17 protein-coding genes and 3 pseudogenes are annotated in these 16,106 nt (G+C 38.4%); 12 read left to right on the forward strand and 8 right to left on the reverse strand.

Annotated features, from left to right (window positions below):
- Positions 1-13: 13 nt before the first annotated feature.
- The gene (locus SULKU_RS12975) at positions 14-355 is read right to left on the reverse strand and encodes a hypothetical protein (protein WP_013449841.1); all 342 of its coding nucleotides are present in this window, start codon (positions 353-355) and stop codon (positions 14-16) included.
- A gap of 638 nt (positions 356-993) precedes the next feature.
- On the opposite strand from SULKU_RS12975, the gene SULKU_RS12980 reads away from it, so the two are divergent.
- Together SULKU_RS12980 and SULKU_RS12985 are read left to right on the forward strand one after the other, a co-directional pair.
- Positions 994-1,209, forward strand: coding sequence for a hypothetical protein (locus SULKU_RS12980; protein ID WP_013449842.1), 216 nt, complete (start codon positions 994-996; stop codon positions 1,207-1,209).
- Entirely contained in the window at positions 1,210-1,488 is a 279-nt protein-coding gene (locus SULKU_RS12985) for a DUF4282 domain-containing protein (RefSeq protein ID WP_013449843.1), read from the forward strand.
- A 108-nt stretch (positions 1,489-1,596) separates the two neighbouring features.
- Here SULKU_RS12985 and SULKU_RS15210 read toward each other — a convergent pair whose 3' ends face one another.
- Both SULKU_RS15210 and SULKU_RS15215 read right to left on the reverse strand, forming a co-directional pair.
- Positions 1,597-1,863: a hypothetical protein gene (locus SULKU_RS15210; protein ID WP_245535184.1), complete on the reverse strand. Its 267-nt coding sequence runs from the start codon at positions 1,861-1,863 to the stop codon at positions 1,597-1,599.
- A gap of 100 nt (positions 1,864-1,963) precedes the next feature.
- A complete protein-coding gene (locus SULKU_RS15215) occupies positions 1,964-2,224 on the reverse strand; it encodes a radical SAM protein (protein WP_245535185.1) in 261 nt (86 codons plus the stop codon).
- Between the two features lie 1,037 nt (positions 2,225-3,261).
- Here SULKU_RS15215 and SULKU_RS12995 point away from each other — a divergent pair.
- From SULKU_RS12995 to SULKU_RS14630, 3 genes are all read left to right on the forward strand, one after another.
- The gene (locus tag SULKU_RS12995; protein ID WP_013449844.1) at positions 3,262-5,496 is read left to right on the forward strand and encodes a replication initiation protein; all 2,235 of its coding nucleotides are present in this window, start codon (positions 3,262-3,264) and stop codon (positions 5,494-5,496) included.
- 150 nt (positions 5,497-5,646) lie between these two features.
- Positions 5,647-6,525 carry a ParA family protein gene (locus tag SULKU_RS13000; RefSeq protein WP_013449845.1) on the forward strand — a complete coding sequence of 293 codons (879 nt, stop codon included), beginning with the start codon at positions 5,647-5,649 and terminating at the stop codon, positions 6,523-6,525.
- A 1-nt stretch (position 6,526) separates the two neighbouring features.
- On the forward strand, positions 6,527-7,489 hold the full coding sequence (locus tag SULKU_RS14630) for a ParB/RepB/Spo0J family partition protein (RefSeq protein ID WP_013449846.1): 963 nt from the start codon (positions 6,527-6,529) through the stop codon (positions 7,487-7,489).
- A 24-nt stretch (positions 7,490-7,513) separates the two neighbouring features.
- Here SULKU_RS14630 and SULKU_RS15220 read toward each other — a convergent pair whose 3' ends face one another.
- Together SULKU_RS15220 and SULKU_RS15225 are read right to left on the reverse strand one after the other, a co-directional pair.
- Positions 7,514-8,218, reverse strand: a complete 705-nt coding sequence (locus SULKU_RS15220; protein ID WP_049767019.1) for a DinB/UmuC family translesion DNA polymerase — start codon at positions 8,216-8,218, stop codon at positions 7,514-7,516.
- Between the two features lie 105 nt (positions 8,219-8,323).
- A pseudogene (locus tag SULKU_RS15225) lies at positions 8,324-8,682 on the reverse strand (Y-family DNA polymerase).
- 103 nt (positions 8,683-8,785) lie between these two features.
- Here SULKU_RS15225 and SULKU_RS13015 point away from each other — a divergent pair.
- The 4 genes from SULKU_RS13015 (at position 8,786) to SULKU_RS13030 (ending at position 10,145) form a co-directional block, all read left to right on the forward strand.
- Positions 8,786-9,169, forward strand: a complete 384-nt coding sequence (locus SULKU_RS13015; RefSeq protein ID WP_013449847.1) for a hypothetical protein — start codon at positions 8,786-8,788, stop codon at positions 9,167-9,169.
- A 103-nt stretch (positions 9,170-9,272) separates the two neighbouring features.
- Positions 9,273-9,482, forward strand: coding sequence for a hypothetical protein (locus tag SULKU_RS13020; RefSeq protein WP_013449849.1), 210 nt, complete (start codon positions 9,273-9,275; stop codon positions 9,480-9,482).
- Positions 9,483-9,678: 196 nt separating this feature from the next.
- Entirely contained in the window at positions 9,679-9,900 is a 222-nt protein-coding gene (locus SULKU_RS13025; RefSeq protein ID WP_013449850.1) for a hypothetical protein, read from the forward strand.
- A 14-nt stretch (positions 9,901-9,914) separates the two neighbouring features.
- Positions 9,915-10,145 (forward strand): hypothetical protein, encoded by a 231-nt coding sequence (locus SULKU_RS13030; protein WP_013449851.1) that lies wholly within the window; start codon positions 9,915-9,917, stop codon positions 10,143-10,145.
- Positions 10,146-10,162: 17 nt separating this feature from the next.
- On the opposite strand, the pseudogene SULKU_RS15230 reads toward SULKU_RS13030, so the two are convergent.
- Positions 10,163-10,429, reverse strand: a pseudogene (locus SULKU_RS15230) (DUF3293 domain-containing protein); the annotation flags it as partial.
- Between the two features lie 12 nt (positions 10,430-10,441).
- A complete protein-coding gene (locus SULKU_RS15350) occupies positions 10,442-10,567 on the reverse strand; it encodes a hypothetical protein (RefSeq protein ID WP_281047864.1) in 126 nt (41 codons plus the stop codon).
- Between the two features lie 182 nt (positions 10,568-10,749).
- Here SULKU_RS15350 and SULKU_RS13035 point away from each other — a divergent pair.
- Positions 10,750-11,495 (forward strand): annotated as a pseudogene (locus tag SULKU_RS13035) (exodeoxyribonuclease III).
- A 15-nt stretch (positions 11,496-11,510) separates the two neighbouring features.
- Here SULKU_RS13035 and SULKU_RS13040 read toward each other — a convergent pair.
- On the reverse strand, positions 11,511-12,116 hold the full coding sequence (locus tag SULKU_RS13040; protein WP_013449852.1) for a hypothetical protein: 606 nt from the start codon (positions 12,114-12,116) through the stop codon (positions 11,511-11,513).
- Positions 12,117-12,380: 264 nt separating this feature from the next.
- Here SULKU_RS13040 and SULKU_RS13045 point away from each other — a divergent pair, with 264 nt between their 5' ends.
- Positions 12,381-13,070: an NERD domain-containing protein gene (locus tag SULKU_RS13045; protein WP_245535186.1), complete on the forward strand. Its 690-nt coding sequence runs from the start codon at positions 12,381-12,383 to the stop codon at positions 13,068-13,070.
- Positions 13,067-16,087, forward strand: a complete 3,021-nt coding sequence (locus SULKU_RS13050; protein WP_013449854.1) for a sacsin N-terminal ATP-binding-like domain-containing protein — start codon at positions 13,067-13,069, stop codon at positions 16,085-16,087. The genes SULKU_RS13045 and SULKU_RS13050 overlap by 4 nt, the downstream gene beginning before the upstream one ends.
- The last annotated feature ends 19 nt before the right edge of the window (positions 16,088-16,106 follow it).

A 16,106-nucleotide genomic window follows, 5' to 3' on the forward strand; every position in this document is an offset into this window, starting at 1 on the left:
CATAGATACTCAATCATGCATCGTGATGATAATGATCCAAAACTCTCTGGTATTCCTGATGGATTTCATAAGGTGTCAGGGAAGTGTTAAACATTTTGAGGATTTGACGGATGAAATCAATCGGATATTCAACGCTTAAGCCTACGTTTTGTGCGTATATTTTTTCCAATGTTTCATACATCCCTGCGTGTACGTCAGGATAGTCTTTTTGAAGCCGTTTGAGATTTTCCTCAGCTTTCATCAATGAGCTGTCATTAAATTCGCCACGTTCATGGATATTTTTGCGAACTTCTACATACTCAATAAGACTTTTTTGGTTGAGAACATAATCCGTAAATATTTCTATGAGAGACATAGTTCCTCCAATCAATATTTTTTGTTGATTGTATAGATTAATGTTCGCAAAAAAATCGCAGTTTTTTTTGTTTTAAAATAAAGTTATTGTGATGAATCAGGATTTAAGATATTGGATGTATAAATTTTATAACTCTGCGTATTATTAAATTATGTTGATATATTCTAAATCTTTTTTATCAATATGTATGCTTATACTTTTGATTGAAAATTGCTTAACTATATATAGTGTAAAATAAACTATCAAAATGGGTTAGCCAAGTAAATTTTTTAATTATCAAACTTTATTGTAAATTACACCCTGCTTGGGAATGTCTTTATAATCTCACCGGTTGGTTTCATAAAACGCTTCGATCCGTATCGACGCAGTACTATCCAATCTCCGAAAAGATTTTGGGTTAAATCAATACGGTAATAGCGTACTATTGCCTTGACGCTCCGCTTCATGATCATGCTGCCCTCGTTTGATTCAGATTTAATGGGGAAACATTAAATGCGATTAGTTACTCAAAATAAATACAATTTGATATTCATATTGCATTTCACAATTTATCTCCCAATAGTACGCTTTATTTTCTAAAGGATAAATAATGCGATTCGCAATTATTTTGCTATCATACTTTCATTAAAAGATACAAATTGTTACTTTCTGAATTCAAAGTCCTTCTCAAGTCTGTCAACCTGAAAAAAAAAGAGTTCGCCGAGATGGTGAAGATGAGTTATGGAACCGTCAATTCATGGGGAGTGGAGGGTCGGGCCGAAGTGCCCGATTGGGTGGAACAGTTTATTGCCAATTACATCAAAGCACAAAAACTCGATCAGATTGAAAAAATCATTCAGGATAAAAGGATATAAATGGAGTTCTTAACGTTTGACTCTTTTATCTCCATACCGGTACTGATAGCCTTCTATTACCTTGGAGCTCTATTGATTCCTGCCCTGCTCTGGACAGAACGCTCATGGGTGATCAAGGTCACCGATATTTTAGTACAGCACTTTCCGATTGCGACATCACGGCTGATAATTGGTTTTATGCTACTGTTTATGTTTTTTGAGCTTATGTGGCGGATGATGTTTGAGATGCTTATCGGGTATTTCAAGATGATTGAGTATTTGCACCTTATCGCTTCGTGAATATTGTTCAAAACATGCTTCAAATTTAATGTTTCACTTAATAAAGAATTTAACAAAAAATTAAATAGCTTATATACCGTTTTAGTAAATTTCTTTCCCTCTTTTTCTCTAAAAGCCTCTCATCCATTTTGGGACCATAGCCCCCTCCCCTACTCTCATAGCAGTATCGAGTTCACTGATGAGTCGTGAAGTTTCTTTGGGGAGTGTTCCGGCTAAATGAAGCGCATTGGAAGCGTGGTTGAATCCGAAGATGATCTTTTGCGGCGAATTAATCTCTGAGAGAAGATGTCTCTGTTCTTGAAGAAAATGGAGGTCACTTAATGAAGTTAAGGCATTATATGACCTACGAAATCGCTCTATACTCCCTTCTTCCAATCCGAGCTGTATAGGGTGGAGAGATAACTCATTGGGGCAGCATTGATGAGTTTGATGGTATCTCGGATATGTTCATGCGTATGTTCTAGCCCCCCAAATCCTAGTATAACAGTGGAAGATATTTTATCCCTACTTCGTAAGCTTTAGTGAGAGCTTCAATCATTGCAGATGAATTAACCCCTTTATCGATCTTTTGGAGAAGTTCATCATTACCTGTCTCAATCCCAAAATACGCCAGACTCAGCAACCCTGCTCTAAGTTCTTTGAGTTCATCGATACTTTTTCCCAAAAAGTTCTGCGCGGTCGCATACAACGAAACTCGACTAAGACGCGGAAACGCCTCTTTTAGTAAACGTAACAACTTTGCGATGCTCAGTGGAAAATGCTAGTGCGTCATCATCGGCTAAAAATACCTTATTGGCATTGGGATAGGCGTGAGATAAAATCTCAATCTCTTTTTAACCTCTTCGATTGGACGAATCGTAAAGCGTTTGCTTTTATACATACTACAATAGGTGCATCTGTTGTGGGAACATCCAAGTGTTGATTGAAGGATGATGTTCTCGGCTTCGGCTGGGGGACGGTATAGAGGAAATGAATAGTGAATCATGACAAGATTGTTACGTTTTATTGCTAGATTGTGGCTTTTACGGTCTATTTAATCTTCATATTTGCCTGAAATGATCCTGATTTGTGAAATTTGCAATACTGCCGTGGTAAATGCCCTCTAAATTCAATTTATCAGTTTTTTTAGTTGATAACCGTAACAATTTAGCGAATATATTATTGACAAAGTTGTTACGGTTAATGAATAACGTAACAAACATGCGCTATTTTTCGGAATAACCACAGCATATAGACTAATTTTATAATTTCGTACCTTTTGATGGCTGTTACATGGGGGTTTAATGGATGGTTATTGACACAAATGTTACATTAAAGAATTAACGTAACAACTTTGCGTACATTTTATCCGCAAAGTTGTTACACTTAGCAATGGTCTGACACCATTGTCATTTTTACTGACATCGTTGTTACGTTTAAGCGACATTTACTTTCGTTTTAACGGCATGACACTATTCTAATTGCGCATAAGTGTTACGGTTAATTGGCAAAATTGTTACTCAAAAACCGCGTAAAAGTCCTACAGAGACAATATTTCTGGGATTTCACCTAACTAATTAAATTTGTAACAATTTTTAAACTTTTAAAAAATAAAAAACTTTTAAATCCATTTTATTAACGAATTTGTTACCAAACAAGCTTTGTTGTATCACATCGAAAACATTATTGTTTCAAATACACCGCAGTATTGTTACGTTTAAATAAAAAACTTGTTTCTTTTATGGAACATAGTTTGCTTAATGAATAAAAAATCTTTGTTGAGGACTGCTTTTAATGGCTGATGAGAAAGTGATCATATTTCGTAAAAATGAGAAAGATGAGTATTTCCGTAAATCTACCGAATTTGCAAGTGCCGATGTCGTATTACGTGATGATGCAAAAAACTCTGGCTCCGTTGAAAGATTAAGTGCCACAATCCTTAAGGGTGTTCAAGATCAATTATTTGACATGGCTCGTCAAAAACAAATTGAATTAGCCTCAAAGCAACTTACCGCTTCTTTAATTAAGGAGTATAAAGAAATTTATATCGAAAACTACATCAAAGACGTCCGCAAAAAAGATAAATCTAAACCACTTGATCGCCTTAGTGATGAAGCCGAAAAAAGTTATGAGCTAAAAAAGAAGAGCATAGATCGTTTAGCAGAGAAAGAAGCATGGAGAGTAACGATCAAAGAATCTGTTGCAGACAATGAACTTATGTTCAAATTCGATGCTAAAAGTATATTTGATTATGCAAAAGTCCATGGTGGTGGACATAAAGATCGACTCTATCAAGATGTTAAGAAGATTCAACAACGTTTTAACAATTGGTCAGAAAAAAAATTTGATACAAAATCTGGGAAAATAGTAGATAAAGAAGTTACCGGTGTTTTATTCCCCTACTCCGAATATACACATGGTGATAATGCAGCGATTGAAATTAAACTCGAAAAAGAGATGCTTTCAATGGTTCTTTTTTTAAATAAAAATTTTTTGAAATATCATCTTGATTCCTATCTTAAAGTTGAAACACCTAATGCGACACGCCTATATGAATTGCTGGTTGATTATATTTCAGGCAATATCTTTGTATCAGGTAGAGATTTAACGTTCGAATACCTGCAAAAGAAATTTAACACCAACTACAAGCTTTTTCGTCTCTTTTTGCAACGCCTTATGACCCCATCACTTGATAAAATTAACAACGAATTAGGAACAACTATTTCATGGGAAGTCGATAAGAAGAAAGGTCGCTCTATTGATACGATCAAATTCATTATCAGTACGCACGATAAAAAAATTCTACAAGGTATTAGAGATGAAGATATAGACGATTTCATACTCTATTCATTCGAATACTACTGCGCCTTACTCTCTCTTGGCGGTCAGAGAGCGCAGGGTGGATTAAAAGCATTATATGAAAAAGTCAGAGGGATGATTAATGATGGAAGTTTTAATTATCTCAATAAAACAAAAGAAGAGATGATTAAAGAGCATCTTCAAAATCTCGAAGATGCTGAAGAGCTTGAGGGGCTCATAGAAAGAGATGAAACACTTGCTGAAAAATATTTCTATGATCGTAAATATATGAATATTATGGAGCGTGATGAAATATCGTTCGTCGGATCAAATGCAATTGAATCACTTGAGTTCATTCGTAGTAGCTATTTGATACCGAGAGGATTTTTAGGCCCTACACTCTCATTTTTTACATCTCATGAAGAAGAAAAAGATCTTATCGCCTCGATATTACCGATCACCTTTAAATTAACCGAAAAAAGATCTATCGTTATTGCTGAAAATAATTTTGACTCAATGAAAACAACGATAGAACCTTATCTGACATCAACCGAACGCTTTTTGTTTGACTCTCCTGAGCATAAAGAGAGATTTTGTAAAGTATTTGGGATTGAGTATTTTGATGATCTATCCCCTGCCCTAGAAGCTAATGTTGTATCTGAAGTCCATGTAGACGATAGTTTGATCTCACAACCAGTGGAAATAAATTTGTTTGAGAAGCTCGAAAATATTATGAATATGATTGGGAATCGATCGATTACTAAAAATAAAGAGAAATGGTCGAGTGCAGTAGATGATTTGGTTGAAGAATACGGGGAATCTGCCGTTGGGAATGTAATAAAATTCTTAACGAGCGGTAATAATAGTGCCCTATTCTGGCTCAAAAATATTACTACTCCTACAAAATTTATTAAACATTTTGAGCAAATTGAGCAAGTGTGTAATGTAGAACATGTGAGTCTATTGCAAAAAATAAAAGCTGATCCAGAAATTAAAGTTTTGATGAGTATGATGCAAAATCGTGGCGAGTCTGAAGAAGCTATTACTCATGAAGTCAATTCATTTGTATCTAGAAAGATTGAATCAGGTGTTTATGAAGCTCAAGCGAAAGAAGCCTCATGGCAAACTGAAAAACGAATTAAACGTGAATCAAATATTGAATTGATGGCAGAAATTCAAAAAGCAGGGTTTAATAATATATTTGATTATTTAGAAAGCATAGATAGATAGTATTTATCCATCCGGATGGATAATTTAAAAGGAAGTATAAATTCATTCACCTGTAAAAATATTTCCACTATACTTAATTGTATGGTATACTTTTTAAAGAAATAAAAAATCATCTATCCATCCGGATGGATAATTTAAAGAGGGCACTAAATGGGTTCAGTCATTTCAATTGTAAATCAAAAAGGTGGTGTTGGAAAAACAACAACCGCACAGGCATTGGCACGAGAGTTTGCCAAAACTAATAAAGTACTGCTCATTGATTTTGATGGACAAGCAACGCTGACTGAGCTTATGGATCTTAATAAGCATTTTGACAATGAATTTATTAATGAGTATATGTCTACAGAAAGCATTGTAAAAATTTTTGAACGTGCTTCTATTAAGCCGTTGGATATTACCGGTATCCTCAAAGATGAGAGTGGTAATTCAATAGTTACGATTAATGAACTTCATTTCATCCCCTCCCCCGGTAATTCAATCGTTGCAGCTGCTGAGAGTGTGAGCGGTGGCAAAGATATGCTTTTAAATAAGTATCTTCAAAAAGTTAAAGATGAATATGATTATGTCATTATTGACGCTTTGCCATCTGTATCAACGCTTTTTAGAAATGTTTTGCTCGCATCGGATGCATTGATCGTCGCCATACAAACCAAAACAAATGCCATTGCCGGAGCCAATGGATTCTTACAAGTTCTTAATGATGTACTTGAAGATTATGATAAAACCTACAATCATCTTTTTATCTTGCCGACAATGTATAATAAACAGCGTCGCGATGATAAAGAAACTTTGGCAGAGATTATGGGTAGTTACATGACTTCGTTAAAAACATACACATCGATCGGAAAAATTCCAACGACTCTTCTTGAAGAGATTCCTGATCGTACTGTATTTTCAAATGCTCAAGCTGTTCGCTATTTCTTGCAAGATTATATTGAGGGCTTTGATACAGGGAAGAGAGATATCCTTCTTTTACTGGAAAATATTGCAAAAGTTATCACCAATAAACTGGAAGTAGGGGGCAAATAAGATGGCAAAACTACCTGCACGAAAAAATATATCGGCTGAAACGGCTACAAAAAGAATAGAAGAAGCTCAAGCGTTACGCCAAAGTATCTCTGAGAGTATCGAAAATAAAACAAGTAACACGATTGAAGTGGCTATTTCATCGATTGCATCTTCAAAATTCCACGATCGCCGATGGCATGACAAAATGGCGATTGTTGAACTCTCAAAGTCGATTGAAGCCGTTGGGCTCATCTATCCGGTTGTTTTGCGCAGGGCAGGGGAGGAGTTTGAGCGGATAATCGGGTATCGCCGTATTGAAGCTTATAAGATACTTGGCAGAGAGACCATTCCGGCAATAATTTTGGAAAATGTCGATGATGATATGGCAATCTTGCTTATGGCTACTGAGAATATGCAAAGAGAGGATATCAGTGTTTATGATGAAACACTCGCTTTGATTGATTATCTCAAAGTCGCAATTAACGAGACTCAAGAGGGTGTTGAGAAACTTCTCGTACGATTTAAAAATCACAATGCCGGATCGGTACAATTGAGCGACGATGAGAAAGAAAAACGTCTCCAAATGAATGAGGTCCTTAAAAAGACCGGTAAGATTGATATTAGTGGTTTGTTAAACCGTCTTACAATGCTCTCTATGCATCCGCTAATAAAAGAAGCGCTTAGTGCCAGTAGGCTCTCTTTCTCAAACGCACAGGTACTTCAAAAGCTCTCTAAGAACGAAGTAGCACTCAAAGCCGTGATGAGCAGAGTTATTGATGAGAATATGAGTAAGCGTGAAGCGATGAAGCTGATTGCAGAGTATAAAGAAGAAAAAGTTGGTAAAACGGGAGAAAGTGACGTAATTTCCAAATTAAAATTACTCAGTAAAACAAACACAAAACAAGTTGCGAAACTCTCGAAAGCTGATCAAGAAAAGCTAATGGAATATTTTACAAAAATCGATGAGATTCTAAAAAATAAATAGAGTAAAAGGGAGAGTAAATTATTACTATAACTCCCCTCCCCCTCTCACAATATCCATCCCATATTTCTCCCTCACTTTTGTCAATGCATCGGTGAGTTTACGCATCTTGGTATCTTCCTCATATTCAAGCATATCAAGCGTTTTGGGATCGTGATGGATAAATTTGCCCGCACTCATCCCGATGTACTTAACCGCTAGGGCAGGGTAGAGATCAAGCTCTTTGAATTTATCCTGCGCAAACTCTTGAATGAATTTTTCATTGAAGAGTCTATAGATCGTATATTGCTTTTTAGAACTTCCCCAGTTCTCATAGCCGAGTGAGAAATGAAACGTAGTCGGGTTAACCCCCAATTTCATGATCGTATGGCTCCAATGACGTACCAGGATGGCAATTCGGCGAAAGAGTTCGTCGCGCTCTTTTATCGGATGATCCATATTGCGTGATATACCGATCCCCTTGCGGCTGCGTGATGCCTGTACTCCCTCATGATCATTGTCCGTAAGTTTGGCATAGAGATCTCTTCCCGCTCGTCCCCATGATTCATAGAGATGAGGAGAGTCCCATGCTTGACCGATTGTCTTGATACCATACTTTTGCATATTTTTTGAAAAGGCTCGTCCAACTCCGGGGAACTCATCGATGGCGATATCCTTCACAAACTCTTGAATCTCCTCTTGTCTCACCACCCGTGTCCCATAAGGTTTTGCGGTACCGGTTGCAAGCTTCACAATCTATTTGGCGCTGCTGGCCCCTATAGAGACGGGGAGTTTGAATTTCATCGTGATACCGCTTTGAAGCTGCTTGATAAACGCTTCAGTATCTTCATCGTCTATCTATCCTCGAAGATCTACAAACATCTCATCGATGCTGTATTGTTCCATCACCGGTATTACCGTATTCAGATATTCCATCAGTTCATGCGAGAGGGTATGATAGAGCAGATGATTAGTATATCGGGACAGTGCTGCAATGCCTCGTATATTGTCATACCCGTTTTGATACCAAAGGCTCGTGCTTTGTAGCTGGCAGTGGTGACAATTCCCCGTATCTTTTCACCCTCTCTAAAATAGGTGCTTTGATCATGCTCGGCATGAAACAGCGATGGGACAAACGCACCGGAGTTTAGGGTAACGAGCTTTTTGGCTCTATAGGGTTTGCGATCAAAGATAAACGGATCACCCCGTCCCCCCACGCAATTTTCTTCCCCACCAGTGATGGATCGCGCAGTCGTTCGCAGGAACAAAAGAAAGTATCGAGATCTAAATGGATAATCATAAGCGTAAGGGTATTTCAATTTGTCAGATAATGTCCAATTTATTGCAAAACGTCATACACTGGTGATTATGAAAAAGTACCTTGAAACAAACGAATTGGCAGCACTCTTTTTCTTGCACTATTTTAACTACACCCGCTATGCCTTTAAAAAGGACAAAAGCGAGGAGGATATCGCCTCCATCCATGCGCACAGAGAACTGATGCGCCTCTTTGGAAGAGCGCATAATAGCAAGGTGAGGGTAGGGGGGCAAAATCTGATCGATACGATCGCAGAGCATATATCGGATTCGAACAACCCCTTTGTTCTAAGGGTATCAATGGTGATGAAAGAGAGCATTGCCTTTATCTACGATCATGTTCTTCTCGAAGAAGGGGAACACACTTTGCTGGAGAAATACGTATGATAAAACGTCTATTGAAAAAACTGTTTCGTACTCGCAACAAATCCTATAAAGAGTACCACATCACCAACATTGCGTTTGGATGCGTAGAGTAGGGGAGGGTGTCATGGCAGCACTCCATGAATTTAACGAGGAAGTGATTGAGGCGCTGTGTGAGTTGGGAGGACTCAGCGAAGCAGAAGCACAATCCTTCGCCGCCTCAAAACGTTCCGAGATCGAATACGCCCATAAATACCGTCTCAGTCCAAGCATTATCGCGGGCTCTATTTTAGGGATAAACGATTGCTGCATCCCAAGCCAATGCCCAAAGAGCTGAGCTTTATCCGATTCCTCTTACAAAGACAGAGCGCACAATCAATCACTGAAGCCTCACCTGTATATTTCCAGAAGCGTTTTTAAGGGTGTTTAGAGCGATGAACGCCTAATAAACAACTCTGAGTGCCCAAAAAGGGTTGCGAGCGTTTGAGGTGTGTTATCATTGCACTCAAAGATATCCATAAGAGAGGAACATTATGCAACAACCTTTTATGGCCTATGAAAACGATACCGACGGATTCACAACCGGCAATCTGAAGATTACGAACGGTTTTGATACAATAAGGGTTGAAGGAACTTTGGAAATCACCAAAGACAGAGCAGGGCTTGAAGCGGCGCTCAAACTCAAACGGGCGGTGGACGCGGCGATCGATGCGCTTAAACGTGACCGCAATCTCCCTGAATCGATTCGAGACTGAAGTGAGACGACTTTATGGAAGAGATCGAACCATTTCCCCTTCATCCCCGCATTAAAACCGAAGGGGCCAAAGGACGTACCTATGGCGAATGCATCGTCGATGAGATCCGAAGCATTCGGATGATCGATGGGGAGTTTAGAGCTACTCTTCACATCAAAGAAAAACCCAAACGTCTAAATCGCCAAGAGGCGCTGATCTACTACACGAAAAAACTCCGTACTCATTGGGAAAACACCTCTAAATAAAGCACTTTACAACCTACTCAGGACAATGGTCTCTCGGTAATCGCTTTGCTATCTGCGCATTCATAATACCCAACATCCTTAGCAGAGCGATAAAAGATGGCGTATTGGTCAAACGCTCTGGCTAATTCAATTGCCTCTTCAAATCCGATCCCATAAATGCAGTAGCTCTCTTCACTGTGTTCGTCCAAATACCGCAGCGCTTCATCGAATCCATAACCCCTCTCCAAAAGGGTTTCAAAGAGCTGTTCGTTACGCAGAGTGTTTTCTTCAAGGTTCAGGGGCTGATTGTTGGGATTTCATGCCGTGAGAATGGCAAAGGGTTCATCAAAAGGTGCAAAAGAGGGTAGGGTATCGATCATAAAATCGATCTCCTCAGAGTTTAGGCTGATTTTAAAATGGGTTTGATCGTAAATGTCTTTCATACCCTGAGTATAGCATCAAGACCGCTTGAGCTTAGCTTAACGATAAAGTCTCGCTTTGATAGTAAGATTTTTATCGATGATGTTACGGGGGAGAAATGGAGAGATTAGTTACAATACGACCATTATAGCTATTGATGAATGATACAAATCTCTACAACAGAGGCAAAATAATGGACCAAACACTGACCCTCATCTCCTGGAACGTCAATGGTATATGTACCGTAGCTGAGAAAGAGGCGTTTGATTGGCTTGAAATCCATCACCGATATCCTTTGCCTCTAAGAGATCAAATCCCTGAAAACCTCTTTGGTGATAGATACCACCATATAAGCGTCAACAGTGCCGCCAAAAAAGGGTATTCGGGAACCTTGATCGCTTCAGTGATAGAATCGACTAAAACCTATACTTGACCTGATATTGATATCATGGATGAGGGGAGGATTGTAGAACATCATTACGGTGATATCGTCCTCTTTAACGTTTACTTCCCCAACGGTCAAAAAGATGAAGAGCGGCTCACGTATAAACTTGGTTTTTACGATAATTTTCTAAATTATTGCCAAAAACTCCGCAGTGAGGGGAAAAGATCATTATTTGCGGAGACGTCAACACCGCTCACCGCGAGATCGATCTTAAAAACCAAAAATCAAATGAAAAGACTTCCGGATTTCTCCATATTGAGCGTGAATGGATTGATAAACTCATTGAGTGCGGATACATCGATACCTTCCGTCATATGCATGGGGATAAATAAGATCAGTACAGCTGGTGGTCGTACCGCTTTAGTGCCCGAGCCAAAAACGTCGGATGGCGGATCGATTATTTCTTTATCTCCGAGGATCTAATCGATGTGCTTGAAGATGCTTTTATCCTTCAGGAGATTGAAGGATTAGATCATTGTCCGGTGGGGATACGGTTGAGGATATGAAAAGTGTAAAACAACCTATGGAAGGGTTAGTGCTTTATTTTGATGAATAAAATATTTTTTTTGCAAAAATTTAATCAAATTAGATTTTGCTTGATTAGAACTGTTACAATCACTAAGCTTAATTGTTTGTTTTTGAAAATTTTGCGATGAGTAGATTTCAAATATATCTTGATTTAATTCAAGAATAGTGATTTTGCAATCATTATTTAGCATAGATGCTATTTTTTTTGCTTCTTGGTCATTTTTTTGTGCACTTTGAAGATAACGTTCATAATTAATTTGTCGCACCTCTTGAAATAAAACTCTTTTTGCCAAGTGATCAAGAAAGAGATATGTTGATATTAAAACAATGACAAGCCCAAAAAATTGCATGAATCGTTTGGTTATAATAGATTTGATAATTTGTGAAAACAATAGCAGCATTCCAGGAATTAAGAATGACATTCCTACAATTAAATAGCTGGAAGAATCTTTTAACCAATTTTCAACATCTGAGTAATATACCCAAATATACATCCATTCAGGTTTTAGAAATACTAAACTCCATGTAAACGCTATAGAGATTATTAATAAGGATAAATTGATTTTTGCACATTTTAGAAATTCTTCAATTTTTTTCATTGATTTTTTTCAATAATAGGTAATTAACGTATTACGTCTCAAAAACTTGATCTACTCTAGATATTTATCATTGACGAATATTTAAAAGATTAATATCTCTTCGCTTAAAATAACTATTATTGTTTATGAAAAAGTGTACAATAGCTAAAAATGATTTTGGATTGATAGATGCTCGATACTTCTACACTGTTAAGCTCAATGTTTTCCGGCGCATGGCCATTTTTTCTTATTGCCTTTATCGTTCTATTTTTGAAAAGTCCATTCATGAAAGGAAAAATAGGTGAGGGGCTTGTCAATTTTACCAATTTAGCAGTACTGGATGAGACGATTTATATTCCGGTTAAAAATGTCACGTTGCAGCTATCAGATGGCTCAACTACCCAGATCGATCATATCCTAGTTTCCAAATACGGCCTATTTGTCATCGAGACCAAAAACATGAAAGGTTGGATATTCGGTGATGAACACCAAAAAGAGTGGATACAGCAGATATACAATGACAAATACCGTTTTCAAAATCCTCTCCGTCAGAACTATCGCCATCTTAAAGCACTCGAAGAGATACTTGAAGTTCCACCAACAGCTTTGACATCGGTGATTGCATTCGTTGGAGAATGCACATTTAAAACTACAATGCCGGAGAATGTCTTTCGAGGAATTTCTTATACTAAATACATCAAGTCTTTTGATCAAGAGCGATTGAATCCCTTACAAATTCGCCAAATCCTTAGTAAACTACAACGTAAACGATTAGTGCAAAGCTTTACAACCGATCGTGCACATGTGCAAAACCTCAAAGAACGGATGGAACAATCGGTAGTATCTAGTCCCAATGCAATGACATGCAGCCGTTGCGGTAGTACAATGGTATTGAGACAGAATAAGAAAAACGGTGAAGAATTTTATGGTTGCAGCAATTATCCAAAATGCAAACATACGGCACCGTTTGCATGAGTATCGCTGAGCTTACCCAAAAGCGGCTCAGCCACGTTGAATCATGTAAATTAAACGGTGATAACTCTCACCGAATCATTGCCAATCTTTATTCAGACAGTACTCACTTCCTCTACGAACTTTTACAAAACGCTCAGGATGCCGAAGCGACGTCGGTATCATTTGAACTGTATTCCGATAGACTGGAAACATCCCACAACGGCAGAGCCTTTAGCTTCACCGATGTTGAATCGATTACAACGATCGGAAGTTCAACGAAATCGAATGAGCCCAATAAGATAGGAAAATTTGGAGCCGGTTTTAAATCGGTATTCTCTATAACCGATACCCCCCATATTTACAGCGGAACTTATAATTTCAAGATAAGTGACTATATCATCCCCGAAACGATCGATCCGTTGGAAAACCAAAGCGATGAACGAACAAGCGTTATCCTTCCGTTTGATAGAGCAGAGATCGATGCAAAAACACTTTATGATTCCATTGCTAAACGTCTTCGTTCCATCGGCAAAGAAGAACTCCTTTTTCTTAGCAACCTATGTCGTATCGGTTGGAAGATCGGTGATGAAGCAGGATACGTAAAAAAAGCAACCGATGAAGCATCTGAAACGCGCTCCCTAATCACACTAGAGACGCATAACAAGACAGAGCGTTTTGAGCTCTACCGTAGAGGCTTCACGATTGAAAACAAACTATTAGAGTGTAAAATCGCATTTGCTTTAAACGCAGACGGTCGATACGTCTCTATCGGCACCAATCCGCTCTATGTCTTTTTCCCGACCGTTGTACCTACCAATTTGCAGTTTTTGGTTCATGCCCCCTATAAGACGACTCCAAACCGTGAAACGATGAATTTCTCCGATCCTCAGAACCAAACTATCACCGACAACATCATTGAACTCTATAAGAGCGTTTTGAAGGACATGGCGGAACGAAAGGTATTAGATGTCGAAACGATGGGGCTTTTCCCTCTTTCTTCCCAAAGTGGGGAACTTTCTCAAAAGTTGTTTGAAGCATCTGTTTTTCTTTTTAAAACACATCCGTTGATTCCGACACAAGAGGGTGGATACGCATTGCCCTCATCATTGTTTTCCTTGAACGCTGAACTCGATCTTGAATTTTTCTATGAATCACAGATACATACACTGTTTGAGAAAACGACATGGATTAATGAAGCGTTCTATAAACCGATTCATCTCGTCCTCAAACGTTTTTTAAATAGCTATTTGGGAGTCATGGAATACAAACTCAATGATATCCTCCACAACATTACGGAAGAATATTTAGTGCAACAAAGCAATGGATGGATGGGTACACTGTATGATCAGTTTGATAAAGCAAGACACCATGTAAATTTGTATCTTTCGACGCGGCTTTTAGCACGTCTAGAAGATGGACGGCAAATCCCGTTTAAATCTCAAAAAGAAGAAGTGCAGGTTTATATTCATCCGGGGATCTCCACCGGATTCCAGTGTCTACACCCTGATGCTACTGCATCGACTGGTGCTAAAAGCTTTTTGAATTCTATAGGGGTTAAGACTCCTGATATTATTGATGAGATTAAAGAATTCATTCTTCCGGTATTAATCACACTTTCAAAAGATTCGGATTCAACAGAAAAATATTTACAAGGGATGAAAACTCTCTTACAGCTCTATCATGAATCAGAACCATCAAACCAAACCCGAATAGTAGAACTCATCAAAACTTCGGCATGTATCTTATCCGTCCATAAAGGTGAGTCAAAAGCAGCGCGTTCGCAAGATATCTACCTCCCGACGGAACCACTAAAGCGATGGTTTATAGGGGATACTTCGATAACCATGATGGATGGTGCATTGTGGGCTGTGCTAAGCAGCAGTGATTTAGGTACTTCATTGCCTTTTCAAACACGTCCGGTGATTCAAACAATTGCTCCTCATATTGATGCAATTCAAAAAGAGCGATTGCGTCATACACCATCTATCGCCGATAGGGGAGGGGATGACTTCAGTTGGGAAGGGCTTGAATATCTATTGTCCACCTCGATCGATAAAGAGCTCAGTCTAATCATTTGGAACTTTTTGATTTCGTATCTCGAAGAGAAGAAAAACATTCTGCGCGGATATTACCGATGGCAAAGTCCGTCCAATAATCATGAGAAAGAATTTGATTCGAAAATCTGTGTTCTATTGAAGCAGACTACATGGTTGTATGATCATGATGGAGATACATATAAGCCAACCGAACTCAAACCTGATGCTTTGATGGAAGAGTATGGGTACGATTCTCTCAGTATTGATGTAAAAGAATCATTGGCACTTCTGTCATTTAAAACCGATGCAATCGAAGAACTCGAAAAACAGGGATATAAAATTATAACTCCTGATGAAGCTGAAGCATTTGAGACATTCAAAAAGTTGCAGCAACAGGCGATCGAAGAGGAAGAGCCGGTTATGTGGAACCCCGCATCACCTAATATTGCTGCTTGGGTCAGTGATACGGACCCGGATATGAAAACGGATATCGAAACATATGAACCAAAACAAAAGAAACCAAAAGATCTTCGCAACCAAACTTCGCAGAGCTTTTTCGATGATTACGACGAAGAAGAACTTTATATACCTGTCATACCAAAATCAATCCGCAAAGCGATCGGGGAGTGGAGTGAACGGTACGTTTATCGCTATTTGCAAGATTTTTGTGAGCAGAACGCAGATAAAGGGTATCATGTCCGTTGGATGAATGAGGAAAAGAATCTTGGATGGGGGTATGACTTTGTTTTGATGAAAGGGGAGAAGGAACTTCGTTACATTGAAGTTAAAGGGCGCGCATCCAATACTGGTGAAATCGAAATATCCAAGACGCAATGGGAGTTTGCCAAATTCCTCTATGACAAAAATGAGGGGGATAAATATTCGATCTTCATCGTTCAAAATGCCGGTAAGTCTTATGCAAAATTGATTCCGATAAATAATCCAGTGAAGATGTGGCTGGATGGGAATTTGAGTATGTTGAAGATTGAGTTATCATACTAATAATATAAAATCGGAGAAA

This window comes from Sulfuricurvum kujiense DSM 16994 (assembly GCF_000183725.1).
Taxonomy (GTDB): Bacteria; Campylobacterota; Campylobacteria; order Campylobacterales; family Sulfurimonadaceae; genus Sulfuricurvum; species Sulfuricurvum kujiense.

What these genes read in the sequence shown, in the direction of transcription:
- SULKU_RS12975 (WP_013449841.1), bottom strand. Translation starts at nt 355, where the DNA reads ATGTCTCTCATAGAAATATTTACGGATTATGTTCTCAACCAAAAAAGT.
- SULKU_RS12985 (WP_013449843.1), top strand. Translation starts at nt 1,210, where the DNA reads ATGGAGTTCTTAACGTTTGACTCTTTTATCTCCATACCGGTACTGATA.
- SULKU_RS12995 (WP_013449844.1), top strand. Translation starts at nt 3,262, where the DNA reads ATGGCTGATGAGAAAGTGATCATATTTCGTAAAAATGAGAAAGATGAG.
- SULKU_RS13000 (WP_013449845.1), top strand. Translation starts at nt 5,647, where the DNA reads ATGGGTTCAGTCATTTCAATTGTAAATCAAAAAGGTGGTGTTGGAAAA.
- SULKU_RS14630 (WP_013449846.1), top strand. Translation starts at nt 6,527, where the DNA reads ATGGCAAAACTACCTGCACGAAAAAATATATCGGCTGAAACGGCTACA.
- SULKU_RS13020 (WP_013449849.1), top strand. Translation starts at nt 9,273, where the DNA reads ATGGCAGCACTCCATGAATTTAACGAGGAAGTGATTGAGGCGCTGTGT.
- SULKU_RS13025 (WP_013449850.1), top strand. Translation starts at nt 9,679, where the DNA reads ATGCAACAACCTTTTATGGCCTATGAAAACGATACCGACGGATTCACA.
- SULKU_RS13030 (WP_013449851.1), top strand. Translation starts at nt 9,915, where the DNA reads ATGGAAGAGATCGAACCATTTCCCCTTCATCCCCGCATTAAAACCGAA.
- SULKU_RS15350 (WP_281047864.1), bottom strand. Translation starts at nt 10,567, where the DNA reads ATGAAAGACATTTACGATCAAACCCATTTTAAAATCAGCCTAAACTCT.
- SULKU_RS13040 (WP_013449852.1), bottom strand. Translation starts at nt 12,116, where the DNA reads ATGAAAAAAATTGAAGAATTTCTAAAATGTGCAAAAATCAATTTATCC.
- SULKU_RS13045 (WP_245535186.1), top strand. Translation starts at nt 12,381, where the DNA reads ATGAAAGGAAAAATAGGTGAGGGGCTTGTCAATTTTACCAATTTAGCA.
- SULKU_RS13050 (WP_013449854.1), top strand. Translation starts at nt 13,067, where the DNA reads ATGAGTATCGCTGAGCTTACCCAAAAGCGGCTCAGCCACGTTGAATCA.